Source organism: Sporosarcina sp. FA9, from assembly GCF_051550205.1.
Lineage (GTDB): Bacteria > Bacillota > Bacilli > Bacillales_A > Planococcaceae > Sporosarcina.
The window spans coordinates 2,379,667-2,396,121 of the sequence record NZ_CP188819.1 but is presented as its reverse complement, the minus strand read 5'-3'; the positions used below and the strand labels follow the sequence as shown (position 1 = coordinate 2,396,121).

At 37.7% G+C, this 16,455-nt stretch carries 14 protein-coding genes, 1 pseudogene and 1 other annotated feature (1 of these 16 only partly in view); of the genes and pseudogenes, 12 read left to right on the top strand and 3 right to left on the bottom strand.

Annotated elements, in window-relative coordinates:
* Positions 1-156: a binding site (T-box leader), on the top strand; it begins 42 nt to the left of the window's first position.
* 54 nt (positions 157-210) lie between these two features.
* From tyrS to ACP8HH_RS11925, 5 genes and pseudogenes are all read left to right on the top strand, one after another.
* The gene (gene tyrS, locus ACP8HH_RS11945; protein WP_438311567.1) at positions 211-1,476 is read left to right on the top strand and encodes a tyrosine--tRNA ligase; all 1,266 of its coding nucleotides are present in this window, start codon (positions 211-213) and stop codon (positions 1,474-1,476) included.
* A 322-nt stretch (positions 1,477-1,798) separates the two neighbouring features.
* Positions 1,799-2,953 (top strand): acyl-CoA dehydrogenase family protein, encoded by a 1,155-nt coding sequence (locus ACP8HH_RS11940; protein WP_438311565.1) that lies wholly within the window; start codon positions 1,799-1,801, stop codon positions 2,951-2,953.
* A 205-nt stretch (positions 2,954-3,158) separates the two neighbouring features.
* Positions 3,159-4,340, top strand: a pseudogene (locus tag ACP8HH_RS11935) (acetyl-CoA C-acetyltransferase).
* A 721-nt stretch (positions 4,341-5,061) separates the two neighbouring features.
* Positions 5,062-5,577, top strand: a complete 516-nt coding sequence (locus ACP8HH_RS11930) for a CueP family metal-binding protein (RefSeq protein ID WP_438311563.1) — start codon at positions 5,062-5,064, stop codon at positions 5,575-5,577.
* Between the two features lie 86 nt (positions 5,578-5,663).
* Complete coding sequence (locus ACP8HH_RS11925; protein WP_438311560.1) at positions 5,664-5,924, top strand: SHOCT domain-containing protein; 261 nt, start codon at positions 5,664-5,666, stop codon at positions 5,922-5,924.
* A gap of 661 nt (positions 5,925-6,585) precedes the next feature.
* Here the strand turns inward: ACP8HH_RS11925 and ACP8HH_RS11920 are convergent.
* Positions 6,586-7,425: an MIP/aquaporin family protein gene (locus ACP8HH_RS11920; protein ID WP_438311558.1), complete on the bottom strand. Its 840-nt coding sequence runs from the start codon at positions 7,423-7,425 to the stop codon at positions 6,586-6,588.
* A gap of 236 nt (positions 7,426-7,661) precedes the next feature.
* On the bottom strand, positions 7,662-8,942 hold the full coding sequence (gene fdhA / locus ACP8HH_RS11915; RefSeq protein ID WP_438311556.1) for a formaldehyde dehydrogenase, glutathione-independent: 1,281 nt from the start codon (positions 8,940-8,942) through the stop codon (positions 7,662-7,664).
* Between the two features lie 265 nt (positions 8,943-9,207).
* On the opposite strand from fdhA, the gene ACP8HH_RS11910 reads away from it, so the two are divergent.
* Complete coding sequence (locus ACP8HH_RS11910) at positions 9,208-10,917, top strand: sigma-54-dependent Fis family transcriptional regulator (RefSeq protein ID WP_438311555.1); 1,710 nt, start codon at positions 9,208-9,210, stop codon at positions 10,915-10,917.
* Positions 10,918-11,223: 306 nt separating this feature from the next.
* On the opposite strand, the gene resA is transcribed toward ACP8HH_RS11910, so the two are convergent.
* On the bottom strand, positions 11,224-11,754 hold the full coding sequence (gene resA, locus ACP8HH_RS11905; RefSeq protein ID WP_438311552.1) for a thiol-disulfide oxidoreductase ResA: 531 nt from the start codon (positions 11,752-11,754) through the stop codon (positions 11,224-11,226).
* Between the two features lie 201 nt (positions 11,755-11,955).
* Here resA and ACP8HH_RS11900 point away from each other — a divergent pair, with 201 nt between their 5' ends.
* The 6 genes from ACP8HH_RS11900 (at position 11,956) to copZ (ending at position 16,370) form a co-directional block, all read left to right on the top strand.
* On the top strand, positions 11,956-13,317 hold the full coding sequence (locus ACP8HH_RS11900) for a HAMP domain-containing sensor histidine kinase (RefSeq protein ID WP_438311551.1): 1,362 nt from the start codon (positions 11,956-11,958) through the stop codon (positions 13,315-13,317).
* Between the two features lie 20 nt (positions 13,318-13,337).
* Complete coding sequence (locus ACP8HH_RS11895; protein WP_438311550.1) at positions 13,338-14,015, top strand: response regulator transcription factor; 678 nt, start codon at positions 13,338-13,340, stop codon at positions 14,013-14,015.
* Positions 14,016-14,027: 12 nt separating this feature from the next.
* Positions 14,028-14,948, top strand: coding sequence for a F510_1955 family glycosylhydrolase (locus ACP8HH_RS11890; protein ID WP_438311548.1), 921 nt, complete (start codon positions 14,028-14,030; stop codon positions 14,946-14,948).
* Positions 14,949-14,969: 21 nt separating this feature from the next.
* Entirely contained in the window at positions 14,970-15,704 is a 735-nt protein-coding gene (locus tag ACP8HH_RS11885) for an urease accessory protein UreH domain-containing protein (RefSeq protein WP_438311546.1), read from the top strand.
* Between the two features lie 105 nt (positions 15,705-15,809).
* On the top strand, positions 15,810-16,097 hold the full coding sequence (locus ACP8HH_RS11880; protein WP_438311545.1) for a metal-sensitive transcriptional regulator: 288 nt from the start codon (positions 15,810-15,812) through the stop codon (positions 16,095-16,097).
* A gap of 72 nt (positions 16,098-16,169) precedes the next feature.
* Positions 16,170-16,370, top strand: coding sequence for a copper chaperone CopZ (gene copZ, locus ACP8HH_RS11875; protein ID WP_438311542.1), 201 nt, complete (start codon positions 16,170-16,172; stop codon positions 16,368-16,370).
* Positions 16,371-16,455: the final 85 nt, after the last annotated feature.

Genomic DNA, 16,455 nt, shown 5'->3' with positions numbered 1-16,455 from the left:
TATAGAGAGACAGTGGTTGGTGGAAACTGTTCGGGATATCATACATGAATTACAGCTATGGAATGCGACGTATGCGCTGCGATAAAGCGTTTGAGCGGAGAATTGTATTCTCAAGCTGGGTGGTACCGCGTTAATCTACTAATTAGCGTCCCTGCATGATTTTTTTAATCGTGCAGGGACTTTTTTGATTTTATTTGAGGAGGAATTATTATGGAGAACGTATTATTAGAGGATTTAAAATGGAGAGGCTTATTGTACCAACAGACAGATGAGGAAGGTCTTAAAAATCAATTGAATGAAAAGAAAATATCTTTGTATTGTGGTGTTGATCCTACAGCGGATAGTATGCATATCGGTCATATTGTTCCACTTCTTACATTGCGAAGATTTCAACAACATGGGCATCAACCAATATTGTTGGTTGGGGGAGCAACTGGCATGATTGGCGATCCATCTGGCCGATCTGAAGAAAGACAACTTCAAACAACTGAACAGATTGATCAAAACGTTTTGGGAATCAAAAAACAAATGGAACAAATTTTCGATTTTAAATCAGAGAATGGTGCCAAAATGGTCAATAATAACGACTGGATTGGCTCGATGAGCATTATTGAGTTTTTAAGGGATTTCGGAAAGTTGTTAAGTGTAAACTATATGCTTGCAAAAGACAACGTAGCATCGCGCCTTGAAGGTGGAATTTCATTTACTGAGTTTTCTTATATGCTAATTCAAGGAATTGACTTTAACCATCTATACGACAACTACAATTGCCGTGTGCAAATCGGTGGTTCAGATCAGTGGGGAAATATTACCACAGGACTAGAAGTTATACGAAAAATGCATGAGGAAGAAACGAAAGCTTTCGGAATTACAATTCCACTAGTCACAAAAGCAGATGGTACGAAGTTTGGTAAAAGTGCAGGTGGTGCAATTTGGTTGGATGCTGAAAAAACATCTCCATATGAGTTTTACCAATTTTGGATTAATACAGCCGATGCAGACGTCATTAAATACATGAAAATCTTTACGTTCTTGGAACGAGAAGCGATTGAAGCTTATGAAGTTACAGTTCAAGAAGAACCGCATTTACGTAAAGGACAAATTGCTCTAGCTGATGAAATGACAAAACTTATTCATGGCCAAGATGCACTCGATCAAGCAATTCGAATTTCAAAAGCGCTGTTCAGTGGCGATTTAAAAGCACTTTCTGTAATTGAAATGAAAGATGCATTTAAAGATGTACCTACTTACGAAATGAATAAAGAAAATAAAAACATTGTTGACTTTATTGTGGAATCTGGTGTGTCCTCATCAAAACGACAAGCCCGTGAAGATGTGACGAATGGTGCAATATCATTAAATGGGGAACGAGTGACGGACACGGCATATGAAGTGGGTATCGCTGACCGACTTGAAGACGCATTTACAATTGTACGAAGAGGTAAGAAAAGTTATAAAATGATTAAATTTATTTAACAAACCCATTCATATGAAAAATACGTAAAGGCGGTCAACCTTAAATAGGTTGATCGCCTTATACGTATTGTAGGAAAAAATCTTATTAAAGTAGTAAAGAAATTCGGAATTTTTTTATTTCAGGGAACATTTTTATGGAAGTGTTTTTATTATAAATGTTGAATGTAAGTGCGATTTATTATGCATATAATAATAATTCGAACACAATTCAAGCTTTGAGCAGTGTTCAAAGGTAACTTGCAAGTAAAAGTATTGGTTGCTAAAATAATATTAGATATGAATATTCAGATAGCTAAAGGCCATTCAAATAGGAGGGGTAGTAATGAAGGCAACATTTTTAAGAGAAGAACATGATATGTTCCGTGACGCATTACGACGAATGTTAGATAAAGAAGCATATCCACACTATGGTAAATGGGAAAAGGAAAAAGAAATACCTAGAGAGTTTTGGTTGAAACTTGGTGAAAGCGGTTTCTTATTGCCGTGGGTGAATGAAAAATATGGTGGATTAGGGCTCGACTTCTCATATTCTATGATTCTAACAGAGGAATTGGAAAAGGTTGGGGTAGGTTTGGCTAGTGGAGTTTGTCTTCACTCCGATATTGTAAGTCCATATATCGATGCATTTGGAACTGAAGAGCAAAAACAAAAATGGTTACCCAAAAGTGTAACTGGGGAATTTATTTCTGCGGTTGCCATGACAGAACCGGGTGCGGGTTCTGATTTAGCTGGAATTCGAACGACTGCACGTAAAGAAGGAGATTTTTACATTTTGAACGGTGAAAAAACGTTCATTACAAATGGATTGAATGCAAATTATGTCGTTGTCGTTTGCAAGACGGATACGAAGGCAGAACCAGCATATCGCGGGATTTCCTTACTTGTTGTTGAAGAAGGAACGCTGGGCTTCAAACGAGGAAAGAAACTTGATAAAATCGGTATGCATTCTAGCGATACATGCGAACTCATATTTGAAGATGCGAAAGTTCCCGCCGAAAATCTTCTGGGAGAAGAAGGAAAAGGCTTTTATTATTTGATGGAACAACTACAACAAGAGCGTTTAATTGTAGCACTTCAAGTTCAAGTAGAAGCTGAGGAAATGCTAAGAATTACAATTGATTACGTAAAAGAGAGAAAAGCATTTGGTAGTCGGATTGCAGACTTCCAAAACACACAATTTAAAATCGCAGAAATGGCAACCGAAATTGATATTGGGCGCACGTACGTGAATACACTAACCGAAAGGCATATTCAAGGTGACGATATTGTAAAGGAAGTATCTATGGCGAAATGGTGGATCAGTGAAATGGCAAAGCGAGTGGCATCTGAATGCCTACAACTTCATGGAGGATATGGTTACATTGAAGAATATGAAATTGCGCGTAGATATAGAGATATCGCTGTCACATCCATTTATGCAGGAACCACCGAAATTATGAAAGGTATTATAGCTAAAAAGATCCTAAGGGAGGGGTGAAAATTATGAATCTCTCTAAGAGGTAAATATTGGCGAAAAAAGAGCAGATATTATTGAAAGCAATTTCCGTTGTAAACCGAAGTGGGTATGAAGGCGCCACAATAGTGTTCTGATCAATAGACCACGAAGAAGGTATTCAAGAATTCTATGAAAATGAAACCAGAATTTATGAAGAAACAGAAGTAAAGAAAGGGGAAATAGGTTTATGAGTAACGTATATATTATCGATGGTGCACGGACAGCCTTCACTGAATTTGGTGGGTCATTCGCAAAAGTTGACCCAACAACACTTGGAACAGCAACTGCTATTGAGGCTCTAAAGCGTTCGAAAGTACAACCCGAACAAGTAGATCATGTGATTTAAGGGAATGTCATTCATACAGGAAAGAGTGCATCCTATCTTTCACGACATATTGGGTTAAATGCAGGAGTTCCGCAAGAAGTTCCAGCCCTTACGTTGAATCGCTTATGTGGTTCTGGTATGCAAGCTGTTATAACTGCCGCTCAATCAATCATGACAGAAGAAGCGAATATCGTTCTAGCAGGTGGTGCTGAAAACATGTCACAATCACCTTATTCCAATTTTGAACAAAGATTCAGTGGATCGAAGTTGGGGAACCTTCAATTTGAAGACATGCTGCAAGCGACATTGGTCGACCAGTATACGGGATGTGGAATGAATATGACGGCTGAAAAAATGGCGGACCAATATACAATTTCACGGGAAGAACAAGATGCATTTGCAATCGAATCAAACCAACGGGCGGTGCAAGCAGTTGAAAGAGGTTTTTTTGCGGAAGAGATTGTAGCAGTAGAAGTGAAAACGCGTAAAGGCGCTGTGCTTGTTGGCAAAGACGAGCATATTAAAACGGATATCAATGCGGAAGTTATGGCGAAACTCCGTCCAGCTTTTAAAACGGATGGTACGGTTACTGCTGGAAACTCTTCAGGTATTAATGATGGGGCGGCATCACTTGTCGTTGCAAGTGAACAAGCAGTAAATGAACTCGGACTAAAACCGATTGCGCGCATCGTTTCTTGGGGGATTGTTGGTGTAGATCCTACAGTTATGGGAATTGGACCAGTACCTGCAATTAGACAGGCACTAGAACGGGCGAATTTGACAATTGAAGATATGGATATCGTTGAAATAAATGAAGCATTCGCGGCTCAATACTTATCTGTTGAAAAAGAATTGGGCTTGGATCGTTCTAAAACAAATGTAAATGGTGGGGCAATTGCCCTTGGACATCCGGTTGGAGCAAGTGGGGCAAGAATTATACTCTATGCCGCATATGAATTGAAGCGACGTAATGCAAAATATGCAGTTGCAAGTTTATGTATCGGTGGTGGCCAAGGAATCGCAATTGTGATTGCGAATGATTAAAATAGCAGTAAATTTTTCGATGAGAGCATTAGATTTACCGGAAACATTCAAAGATAAAGAGAGTAGATTCAAATGAAAACTTCTTTAGTCGAAGCAGGTTTCGGGTAAGTCTGTTTGATTTTAAAAAGTGCAGAATATATCTGTGGATATCTTCTTGTCAAAAATAAGGCGGTAATAAATAGTTTGGAAGAATATTTACAGTCTAGAATCAAAATAGCCCTAGAACCTTGATTTGACAAGGTTTTAGGGCTATTAAATTTTTTTTTGTAGGGAATCACGACTAACAAGAGTACTATCTTGTTATTCTTTTTATGATTTAATGTAAATCTTATAGGGGATGGGTGTTGGAACTAATAATTACGAATGCTATACTTTTTGTATGTAATAATAGAAATCCTAGTAATTAAAAATGAACCTTTGGCTTGCCGAGTATGTCCAAATCACGAAAGTGATATTATGTTAGATGGAAGGGCATTTTGGGTGAAAAAATTTTCTTGCTGTCTTTATCTCTTTGTACATATCTATTGTTATCCCGTCAACCTCAAGAAGTTTATAAAAGACAATAGAAAAAAAGTTGAGGTCGACAGAGAAAACCAGACTATGATATAGAAGTTCATTATGAAAACTATGTAATATATTTCGGGTTTATTAGAGAGCAATATCTAAATAAGTAAACAGCATCAAAACTTTAGTTAAAATAAAATGAATAGGTAGTGATGAAATGGGACTAAAAAGGATTTCAATTTTGATATTTATTTTGGCTTTATTGGTAGGCTGTAGTAATAAGGCGGAAAGTATCAACACAACAGACATTAAGAAATTAGTTCGGGATTATACAGTTGGAAATTTGGAAGCTGCATCTGCATCAATTACATCATCGGAACTTATCATAACTCATGAAAATAAGGAAGTAGTAACTTATGATCTTCCTGAGGATGAATTTTTTGTATCGATTGCGCCATTTATCAGTGAAACACATCCGTGTGACATTCATAGTTTAACGGGTTGTCAAGGGGAACTTGTCGAAGAGGAATTTAATGTGCATATAGAAGATTCAGAGGGTAATGTTATCCTTGATGAAAAGAAGATAACGGAAGCGAATGGTTTTATCGATTTATGGCTTCCTCGTGATGGTAAATTCAATGTAATTATCACACAAGATGATAGAGAAACAACGTCTGAGATTTCTACGTTTGATGGAGATAACACTTGTATCACAACTATGCAGTTAGGATAAAAGGGAAAGTAGTTTTCAGCTGCATATTTTCGAGGAAAAAAAAGTAGCAAACGTATCCACAATTTATAGATTAGGGGATGAATAGTATGGGATTGCGACATGGGCCAGGATCACAACATATGATGGGTTATAGCAATTACGGTTTATTCTGGATTGTGATTACAGGTGTTCTTCTGTTAATTATATTATTTTTAGTTTATAAATTAATCCAAAGAAATAAACAATCACCAAGAGAATTTGAAATTGCTAATAAAGCATTACATATTTTAAAAGAAAGATATGCACGAGGTGAGTTAACAGACGAAGAGTTCACAAGAAAAAAAGAAGTGCTGGATAATAATAAATAAAAGTTTTCGTTCCCTTTGTGAAAAGTTAGGTAGGCGTATTACGTCATAAAACTGTTATATTCACACTAATAAACGTTTTAACTCAGTTGCTGTATTCGTTGATTACCAGGAATAATTTCAGGTGACCTTAACTCATAGTATAAAAATCATAGCGTATGGGATAGAATGCCATCTGCTATGATTTGAAAAATAACTACAGTCTTTGTACTTCGTCGTCAGTTCCCTCTGGGTAGTTTGTACACTCGTGAGGAAATGTCGCTCGAAAAAAACGATAACGGTAATAGTCGAAATGCTAAGATTCCAAATCAGTCTGCATAAGATCTAAGGGGTATTGTAATATAATCGCCGTTGGCGTACTTACAATAATTCTGGATAAGTAAAGAATAGAAACAGTACCTGTTAACATTGTCGCATTAACGTTCACAGGTGCTGTTTTGTTTTTGTGAATTCGATTGAATACCGTAGTATATGATTTTTTTGCACAAATTCATTCTTCATTTCCGTAAACGTGCTTTCTGAAAAAAATGAAATACCTATAAACAATTAGATGTTTTTGTATATTTCTTAATCAATGAGCAGTAATGTGTTTTAATTCCGGATAGTCTAATATTATTCGTAAAATTTTATTTAAGGATATACGATAAACTCCTCCCGGATTATTTTACGGATGTTCTTCAATTGGTTTAGCTGTACTTATTTGAAGTTGACTTTTAGGTTCTTTATTCATAAGGCTTGCCCCTAGAATTGCAGCAATACAAACCGCACCTACAATCCAAAATGACACGGTATTTACTCCGCTGAACACTTGTTGATAAAATAAAGCCCCAAATGCTCCACCAAGTAATGGACCAACAATTGGAACCCATGCATAACTCCAATCAGATGTCCCCTTTCCAGGTATCGGTAAGAAGAAGTGGGCAATTCTTGGACCTAAATCACGCGCGGGGTTAATCGCAAAACCAGTTGTGCCTCCTAGTGATAATCCAATGGACATGACGAGAAATCCAATGATTAGTGGATTAAGCCCTTCGGTAAATTCATTGGCGCCAATCGCCAGTATCGCTAGGACAAGCACGAATGTGCCAATCATTTCACTTACCAAGTTGGAAAGCGGCTTTCTAATAGCTGGAATAGTTGAAAATATAACTAGTTTTTCATCTTCATTGTTTGCTTCCTTCCAGTGAGGTAAATAATTAAAGTAAACGATGACTGCCCCGATAAAAGCCCCAATAACTTGTGCCGAAATATATGCCGGAACGCTTGCCCAAGGGAAAGCGCCAATCACAGCTAAACCTACTGTAACCGCCGGATTAATATGGGCACCACTAATTCCACCAACCGCATAAACAGCTACTGCTACAGCGAGCCCGAAGCCCATGGTAATAACAATCCAACCAGAATCATGAGATTTAGTTTTCTTAAGCACAACGCCTGCAACAACACCGCAACCTAAAGTTACCAATATCATCGTTCCAATTAACTCGCCAAAAAATGCCGACATAGGAAATCCCCCTTAAATGAGCAGCAGCGAAAGGCTCACTTCCAGTCAAGGATAGGAAGCCTGGTCAAAAAGCGCCCATGAATGACTCATGACTAATGCATGAGCAGTTTATAGAACACCAAAATACGCGAAGTTTTTCCCATCCCTAAAATCATTGAAACGGGAAATAAAAAACATCCGCGGTGTGCTTCTTGATTTTCGAAGGATGTGCCGCGAATGCTAGAATCTTTGTTTAGTTATTTATTTTTAATCATTCCGTGCGGATCGATAACAAACTTTTTCGCTGCGCCTTTATCAAAAACTTCGTATCCGTTTGGTGCTTCATCCATCGAAATAACCGTGGCATTTACCGCTTTCGCAATTTGAGCTTTCCCGCTTAGGATTGATTTCATTAAAAAATCATGGTATTTCATGACGGGTGTTTGACCAGTAACGAAATGATGTGCTTTTGCCCAACCTAGGCCCATTCGAATCTTTAATGTACCAATTCTAGCATCCGCATCAATTCCTCCTGGGTCTCCTGTTACGTACAAACCTGGTATCCCCAATTTTCCTCCAGCGCGTGTAATTTGCATAATCGAGTTAAGAACTGCGGCCGGTGCTTCTCCGTGATTAGGGCCGTTTCCATGCGCTTCAAACCCAACACAGTCAACAGCACAGTCGACTTCAGGCGTTCCAAGAATCTGTGCGATTTGTTCTCCTATATCGTCATGCACGCTAAGGTTAATTGTTTCACAACCAAAACTTCTTGCCTGAGCCAATCGTTCTTCAATCATATCTCCCACAATGACACACGAGGCACCTAGTAATTGTGCTGAATGTGCCGCTGCCAATCCTACAGGTCCGGCCCCTGCTATATAGACAGTAGATCCGATTTTCACACCAGCACTATATGCGCCGTGGAACCCTGTTGGGAAAATATCAGATAACATAGCTAGGTCAAGAATTTTGTCCATTGCTTGATCTTTATCTGGAAACTTTAATAATTGAAAATCAGCATAAGGAACCATTACATACTCCGATTGTCCGCCGACCCAACCGCCCATATCAACATAACCGTACGCCGATCCAGGACGGTCTGGATTTACATTATCACAAATATGCGTGTCTTGTTCTTTACAATTTCTACAGCGACCACAGGCAATATTAAAAGGTACGGAGACAAGATCTCCTACTTTCATGAATTCTACATCCCGACCAACTTCAATGACTTCTCCTGTTATTTCATGTCCTAATGCGAGCCCGCTAGGTGCTGTTGTTCTTCCGCGTACCATGTGCTGATCACTTCCACAAATATTTGTAGCCACAACTTTTAGAATAACGCCGTGTTCGCACTTGCGGCCGACATTCAGCGGATTTACCCCGGGTCCATCTCGTAACACCAAATCTGGATATCCAATATCTTCAACCGCTACCTTGCCAGGTTCTTTATACACAACAGCACGATTTCCAGAAGCTTTGTATTCGGCTACCCGTCTTTCTACAAGATTATCAACAGCTTGACTATTTCCTGACATGAACATTACCCCCTATAGTAGTTTGTGCTTGCACTCTATTTAGTTGCAAGTACCGTGCCAAGTAGGTAACACCTTAAAAACTAGTATTCTGGTTAAATGAATAGTTTGAATTGTTTCACTTTGTATCAATTGAGTGTATAATTAAGGAACAATAATTAAAAAACTATCAACTAATCAAACTACTAAAGTATAATCCGTGTAATTTTCACAGAAAATATTATAAGAGGTGAGATTCCTGCTAGAAGAGAGCTTGTTTGAGGAGAAAATGATCAAAGATTCATGGAAGCGTTGTGAAATGTATGGATTTAAGCCTTCGGATTTCATTGACAGTATCGTTTTAGATCATAAACAAATTCTTGGGGTTCTCAAAAAGAATCAAGAACTTACCGATTTTGCTATCCCCGTTTTGGAGAAATTATATCCTGAATTCAAAGAAATGGAGCACATAGTCTCACTAGTTGACCGCCATGGAACAATTATTTACACTTTAGGAAATGAAAATCTAGCTCGTGAAGTACAAATGCAAGTGGGGACAAATTGGCTAGAGAACGCAAGGGGAACCAATGCAATGGGGGTTGCGTTATATGAGAAGAATCCTATTAGGGTTCATGGTGATCAGCATTTTATAGAATCGGCGCAATTTCTAACATGTGCTGCTTCCCCTATATTTTCAGCCTCAGGGGTAGTGATTGGGGCTATTAATATTAGCGGGGAAATAGAAAAGTATCACCCCTATACTTTTTCACTCGCCCAACTTATAGCAGATGACATTGGAAGTAAAATTACGCTTCAACATTTGGAAAAAGAACACCGCCTTACTCTTAAAGAGCTTGATTTTAGTATTAATAAATTTGTCACGGTTCCATTCCTAACATTAGATAAGGAAAATCGAATAATACGTGCTAATAATCGGGCGAAAATCATCTTAGGCGAAGATCATATTGGTCGAAAACTAAATGATAACGACCAGTTTGTAATTGAAACAATTACAAGCAGTTGCCGGAATTTTGGCCGGTCAATAGCTATTCATCAAAAAAAGAACAATGAAAAGCGCTTATATACATTTTCAGATGTTAAAGGGGCTTGTCCCCGTGTCTTACGTGTAAAAAAACTGGCTGAAAAAGCTGCAGTTACTGATATCTCTATTCTACTAAGTGGGGAGACTGGGACAGGTAAAGAATTGTTTGCCCAATCAATCCATTCATCGAGCCTGCGTAGTCATTCACCTTTTATTGCTGTAAACTGTGGGGCGATTTCCGAATCCCTCATCGAAAGTGAACTTTTTGGCTATGTTGGCGGGTCTTTTACGGGTGCCAATCAAGAAGGTAGGAAAGGGAAATTTGAAGCCGCCCAAAATGGCACTCTTTTTTTAGATGAGATAGGTGATATGTCTCTCCGCGGGCAAGTTACCTTGCTCCGGGCATTGCAGGAGAAGGAAATTACACCTGTTGGTAGTACAACAAGCAAAGCGATAGATGTTAGGATTATCGCTGCAACGAATAAAGATTTATTGAAAGAAGTTAAAGAGAATCGTTTTCGTGCGGATTTATATTACCGCATAAAAGGGATACAAATAACACTTCCATCACTGCGGAAACGAAGTGATCTAATACAAGTAGCAATTGGCTTGCTAGAGGAGAAAAGCTATTCAAGCTTCGCGCTTTCAGAAGAAGCAAAGCAGAAGATTTTATTGCACAAATGGCCTGGAAATATCCGTGAGCTAATGAGTGTTCTTGTAGAAGCTTCCTTTTTATCTGAAGGAAAAGTGATACGTTCCGATGATATCCGAATTGAAACTGATTACATGGAGATAGATAGTAATGAGGGCATAGAGCCATTAAAAAGCGCGGAAAAATCGGTGATTGAAAAATATATGAGAATTGCTGAAGGGAATATAAGTGTAGCTGCGGAGCGGCTCAAAATTAGCCGTAATACGCTTTATCGTAAAATAAAAGAATACAATATTGAGTTCTAAAAATTAAGAAATAGCTGTTGGTCACTCCAAATAGGAGTGACCAACGGCTATTTTATATCTAAAACAAAGAGATGACTAAGTTACTTGTGTAACGATTGAAATTAGCGTAGACAGTGTTTATAATGTGGTGAAATCTTCACCGGATGATGAATAAGGATAGGCATAATGAATTTAAGAAGAGGCAATCCAAAGTAAAAACCTTTGGACTGCCTCTTCATTATTTTCGGGAGACTATATTATGTTTGCGAAAAAAATGTATTCATCTCTAAGGAACATTCTTGTTCCTTAGGATCATTGAAGTTTATTTCAGGGTTTAATTTGTTCCATATAACTTTTAATGTCGTTTTCAGACATTTCCCCTGTTATAATCTTTACAATCTTGCCATCTGGATTAATAAGAAGAGTGGTTGGTAGTGGTTTTACATTATACGTTTGCATTACACTTTTTGTAGTATCGATTAAGGTAGGGAAAACCATTCCATATTGCTCCGCGAATGCTCGAACCTTCAAGTCTGATTCTGCGATATTAACTGCTAATATTTGAACTCCTTGGTCTTTATAAACTTGGTATTGCCGACCCATCGCAGGCATTTCCTTTTTACAGGGTGCACACCAAGTTCCCCAAAAGTTTAAAAAGACGCCTCGACCCTTATACTCCGATAACTGATGGCTTTCCCCGTTCAAATCAAAAAGTGCAAAATCCGGTGCAATATCCCCGACTTGTAAAACATCGTATTTTTCTTTTGCAAAACTGGTGTATATTGTAAAGACAATGGCTGCTGCCAAAACGATTAGAACGACTGATCTCATGATTAAACGATTCTTTTTATTTTTCAACTACTGAATCCCCCTAACAAAATTCTTCGGGAGTTTAAAGCATACCCGAAATGTTATTTTCGTTATGATTATACTAATGAGATATCAAAAGAATGTGCAGACACAAAGACGTCACGAATACTTATGGATTTCTAAGTCAGAAACGTGTCTGCATATCTTTTTCACAATCTTTTTCTATACTAATTATATGAGGTGGTTCATATGCATAAAATCTCAACAAAGTTAGCTGCTTACTTTATCGTTGCTTTTCTTGTTCTGGAAACGATTCTTATGGTTTATTTGCACCAAAACATCATTCACGCAAGAGTAGATGAAGAATATTCACGCCTATTAGCGAGCGGATCTAATCATAGAAATGTACTAGAAGACCATTATTCAAAAGAAACGATAACCCATATTGTTTTGATGGAAGCTGGAAAAGGCAGGGAAGTCATTATTACGGGATTGAATAATGAGATTATCCGAAGTTCAGATGAAGATGTTGAAATTTATTCATCTTACCTTAGCTTAATTCGGAGTTCTGATATTCAAAATGACCAAATCATTATACCTGAATGGAAAGATTCCCCGTATATTGTAAGTGCGCATCCATACGAAGTAGAAGGGGGGCCATCTGGATATGTTGTAATGTTTCAAAGCAGTCAGCCGATTGAGCGGTTAGTTAGTAAACTAAATCAACACTTCGGATTGGCAGGTGGAGCAAGCATCATTATCCTATTTATCATCTATACCATCCTATCCAAATTTCTAACTCGACCTTTGATTCGAATGAAAGAAGCAACGGAGAAATTAAGTGAAGGGAACTTCAATGTAAGTCTTCCAGCAATGGGAAATGACGAACTAGGAGAATTATCGATTGCAATCATGAAATTGGCAACGGACCTGGACAGGATAAAGAAAGAACGTAATGAGTTTCTTGCATCCATTTCTCATGAACTTGGTACCCCTTTGACTTATTTAATAGGGTATTTGAAAGTGGCGATGAGAGATGAGCTGACAGAACAAGAAAGAAATCATTATTTACAGATTATTGCAGAAGAATCTAATCGTATGAAAGATCTTGTGAAAAACTTAATGGATTTAGCAAAAATGGATGAAATGACGTTCACTGTAACTAAAATTGATTTTTCAGCCAAACAGTTTATCGAGGATATTCGTCAACTCGTTTACCCATCATATAAACTGAAAAAAATTGGGCTCGAGCTAATATGTAAAGAGGATTTTAACATTCATGCAGACCCTTTAAGATTAGAACAGATTGTATTAAACCTTTTAGACAATGCTTTAAAGTACTCAGATGAGCTTACAAAAGTGACGTTAGAAGTACGTAAAGACAAACAATATACCGTGGTATCGGTCACGGATGAAGGAATAGGAATTCCGTTAAATGAAATTGATTTGGTTTTTGAGAAACTATATAGAATTGAAAAGTCTAGGTCTAGAACCTTCGGGGGATCAGGCCTTGGACTTGCAATTGTGAAGGAACTTGTAGAGGCACATGACGGAACGATTGATGTAAAGAGTATGGTAGGTGAGGGAAGCACATTCACAATTAAAACCTAAACAAATAAGGGGCCATGCAGATGCGAACGATTTTACTTATAGATGACGAGCAAAGGATGCTTGATTTACTTGAGTTGTTTTTAGTACCCCATGGTTTCAGATGTATAAAAGCAGATAATGGAAAAGATGGATTAGATATAGTACGGAAAGAACAAATTCAACTTATTTTGTTGGATGTTATGATGCCAAATATGGATGGTTGGGAAGTATGTCGGGAAATACGCAAACTTTCTGATGTTCCAGTAATTATGCTTACAGCAAGGACGGATAAGAGGGATTTAGTAAAAGGTCTAGATAATGGTGCAGATGATTATATAACAAAACCATTCGATGAAGGAGAGCTAACGGCTAGAGTGAACGCAATACTACGTCGTTATCATCAAGAAGAGGAAAAGTCCGAAAATGCAGTGTATGGTGATTTTATATTGAACAGAGAATCCTATTCATTACACTATAAAAATAGACAAGCACAGCTGACTTTAAAAGAGTTTTACATTATTGAAGCTCTAATTACTCAGCCGAAAAGAACATTTACGCGAGACCAATTAATGCATGCGGCTTGGGAATATAACACCTATACAGATATTCGAACTGTAGATTCCCATATTAGAAATTTAAGAGATAAACTAAAAAATGCTGGATTTCCTAATGAAGAGTTGTTGAAGACAGTTTGGGGAATTGGGTACAAATGGATTTAAAGGAGAAAGACAATGACAAACAAAATAAAGTTATTCGTAGGATTACTATTAATGGTTGTAGTTATGGCTGCATGTAACAAGGGAAGTGAACCCTATTCATTCGAAGAGGTTAAAAATAATGAATTTGAACATTTACATGGTCTAGGATATATAAATGGTGGACCAGATATTGTGATTTCAACGCATGACGGACTCTACGAATACGCTAAAGGCGGATGGAAAGAAGCGAATAGCGAAAAGCATGATTATATGGGCTTTCAAACTATACGTGAAGGCTTTTTCTCGAGTGGTCATCCTGAACCTGGTTCCGATTATAAGAATCCGTTAGGTCTTGTTAAAAGTACAGACCGCGGTGCAAGTTTTGATAAGTTAGCGTTCTACGGTGAAATAGATTTTCATTATCTTGCGGCAGGTTATGACTCAAACGCAATTTATGTGCTAAATGAAATACCGACTAATGAGATGTCAGATGGGCTTCACTATACGCTAGATGAAGGTGCAACTTGGGAAAAGACTTCTTTGAATGAATTCAATTCAGAGTTCATCTCAAATTTGGCTGCCCACCCATCACAGAAAGAGATGATTGCTATAGGGAGTAAAGACGGCATATTTATTTCAAAAGATTATGGCGAAAAGTTCGAACTATTAAATGATGCCAAAATGGTTTTATTTGTTGCGTTGACTGAAAATGGTGGATATTATGCGAGCTATGAGAATGAAACGACAGCACTTAAATCATTCACATTCGACAATCATCAGGAAAATTCTATTCAACTGCCGAACGAAGAAATGAATCCAATCGCATTCATAGCAGTAAATCCAGAAGATGATCAAGAGATTGTTATCGCAACGCATAATAATGATATTTACTTGACGAAAAATAAAGGTCTTAATTGGAATGAACTTGCTGTGAATGGCCAACTGGCGAAATAATAAAAAGTAGGTGCTTACTATATGTATGGATTGATGTCGAGAGTAAGTGAGATGATTACGAATCCAGTTAACATTCTTATCAGTTCATTTGAACAATATCCTATTGTAGTTGCGCTGCTTTTAGGTTTAATGGGGGCTGTCGCTCCATGCCAACTCACAGGGAATATGAGTGCAATTACTTTATACGGAAACCGAACGATACAAATGAAGCATAATACAGGAGATATTATCGCCTTTATTGCCGGAAAAGTAGTTGTGTTTAGTGGTCTTGGATTATTCGTTTGGTTCCTTGGTGAATCATTCGAATTTGCGTTGATTGACTTCTTTCCTGTATTTCGCAAAATAATAGGTCCGCTCGTTATCTTAACGGGACTTGTTTTAATAGGTGTTCTAAAGCTTGGCCTACTTCAGAAGTTAACAAATTATATTCCAATGCGATTACAAAATGGAAAGCTTGGGTCTTTCTTATTAGGTGCTAGTTTCTCCTTAGCTTTCTGTCCGACGATGTTCGTTCTTTTTTTCCTATGGTTAATGCCACTTGTTGCAACTACTTCATATGGTTTGATATTGCCCGTTGTTTTCGGTGTAGCAACATCAATCCCCCTTCTAATCCTTTTTTTCTTAATATGGTTCTTTGATGCGAAGCGACTCATTATGAAGACAAGCATGAGGATAGGAAGAATTGTGCAACGTTTGGCGGGAGCTATTCTTATTTTCATAGGAATAGCTGACACAATCACATATTGGGGAATATGATTTATCAAGAGTATTTATCATTTGAAATTTTATTCTTTGAACTTCTTTATTGATAATGATAGTATAGGGGTATAGGGTATGTATAATTGGTGAGGAGGGAGTATCATGGTAGAAACTACAAAAACAACTGTCCAACCAAATAAACAACAACTTCTAAACCGTTTAAAGCGCGTTGAAGGGCAAGTAAGGGGTATACATCAGATGGTCGAGAACGACCGTTACTGTGTGGATATTCTACATCAAATCAGTGCGATTCAATCAGCCATGAACAAAGTATCCTTAGCTTTACTGGAGGATCATACACATCACTGTGTAGTGAAGGCGATTAAAGGACAAGATGGTGAAGCAGCGATTAAGGAATTAATGGATGTAATGAAAACAATGACGAAATAATATAATTAGTTTTTTATTCACGCGTGAGATATCTGAGGGTAGTGTTAATAAAAATAAAAGGAGGCGTTTACTATGAAGGAAACGTTAAAAGTAGAAGGTATGTCATGTAATCACTGTGTAAATTCAATCGAAACGAATGTCGGAAAACTTAGCGGTGTTTCTGCGGTTAAAGTAAATTTGGGGGACAAAGAAGTTGCGGTGGAGTTCGACAACGAAGCTACTTTGGCTCAAATTAAGGAAACAATTGAAGATCAAGGCTTTGATCTAGCTTAACTTCATTTTGACTTACACCGTATGGGGTATAAAGCGGTGGATGCGATTATACTTTTGGGTATAATCTTTCTTTTTAATAATAATA

What these genes read in the sequence shown, in the direction of transcription:
- tyrS (WP_438311567.1), top strand. Translation starts at nt 211, where the DNA reads ATGGAGAACGTATTATTAGAGGATTTAAAATGGAGAGGCTTATTGTAC.
- ACP8HH_RS11940 (WP_438311565.1), top strand. Translation starts at nt 1,799, where the DNA reads ATGAAGGCAACATTTTTAAGAGAAGAACATGATATGTTCCGTGACGCA.
- ACP8HH_RS11930 (WP_438311563.1), top strand. Translation starts at nt 5,062, where the DNA reads ATGGGACTAAAAAGGATTTCAATTTTGATATTTATTTTGGCTTTATTG.
- ACP8HH_RS11925 (WP_438311560.1), top strand. Translation starts at nt 5,664, where the DNA reads ATGGGATTGCGACATGGGCCAGGATCACAACATATGATGGGTTATAGC.
- ACP8HH_RS11920 (WP_438311558.1), bottom strand. Translation starts at nt 7,425, where the DNA reads ATGTCGGCATTTTTTGGCGAGTTAATTGGAACGATGATATTGGTAACT.
- fdhA (WP_438311556.1), bottom strand. Translation starts at nt 8,942, where the DNA reads ATGTCAGGAAATAGTCAAGCTGTTGATAATCTTGTAGAAAGACGGGTA.
- ACP8HH_RS11910 (WP_438311555.1), top strand. Translation starts at nt 9,208, where the DNA reads ATGATCAAAGATTCATGGAAGCGTTGTGAAATGTATGGATTTAAGCCT.
- ACP8HH_RS11900 (WP_438311551.1), top strand. Translation starts at nt 11,956, where the DNA reads ATGCATAAAATCTCAACAAAGTTAGCTGCTTACTTTATCGTTGCTTTT.
- ACP8HH_RS11895 (WP_438311550.1), top strand. Translation starts at nt 13,338, where the DNA reads ATGCGAACGATTTTACTTATAGATGACGAGCAAAGGATGCTTGATTTA.
- ACP8HH_RS11890 (WP_438311548.1), top strand. Translation starts at nt 14,028, where the DNA reads ATGACAAACAAAATAAAGTTATTCGTAGGATTACTATTAATGGTTGTA.
- ACP8HH_RS11885 (WP_438311546.1), top strand. Translation starts at nt 14,970, where the DNA reads ATGTATGGATTGATGTCGAGAGTAAGTGAGATGATTACGAATCCAGTT.
- ACP8HH_RS11880 (WP_438311545.1), top strand. Translation starts at nt 15,810, where the DNA reads ATGGTAGAAACTACAAAAACAACTGTCCAACCAAATAAACAACAACTT.
- copZ (WP_438311542.1), top strand. Translation starts at nt 16,170, where the DNA reads ATGAAGGAAACGTTAAAAGTAGAAGGTATGTCATGTAATCACTGTGTA.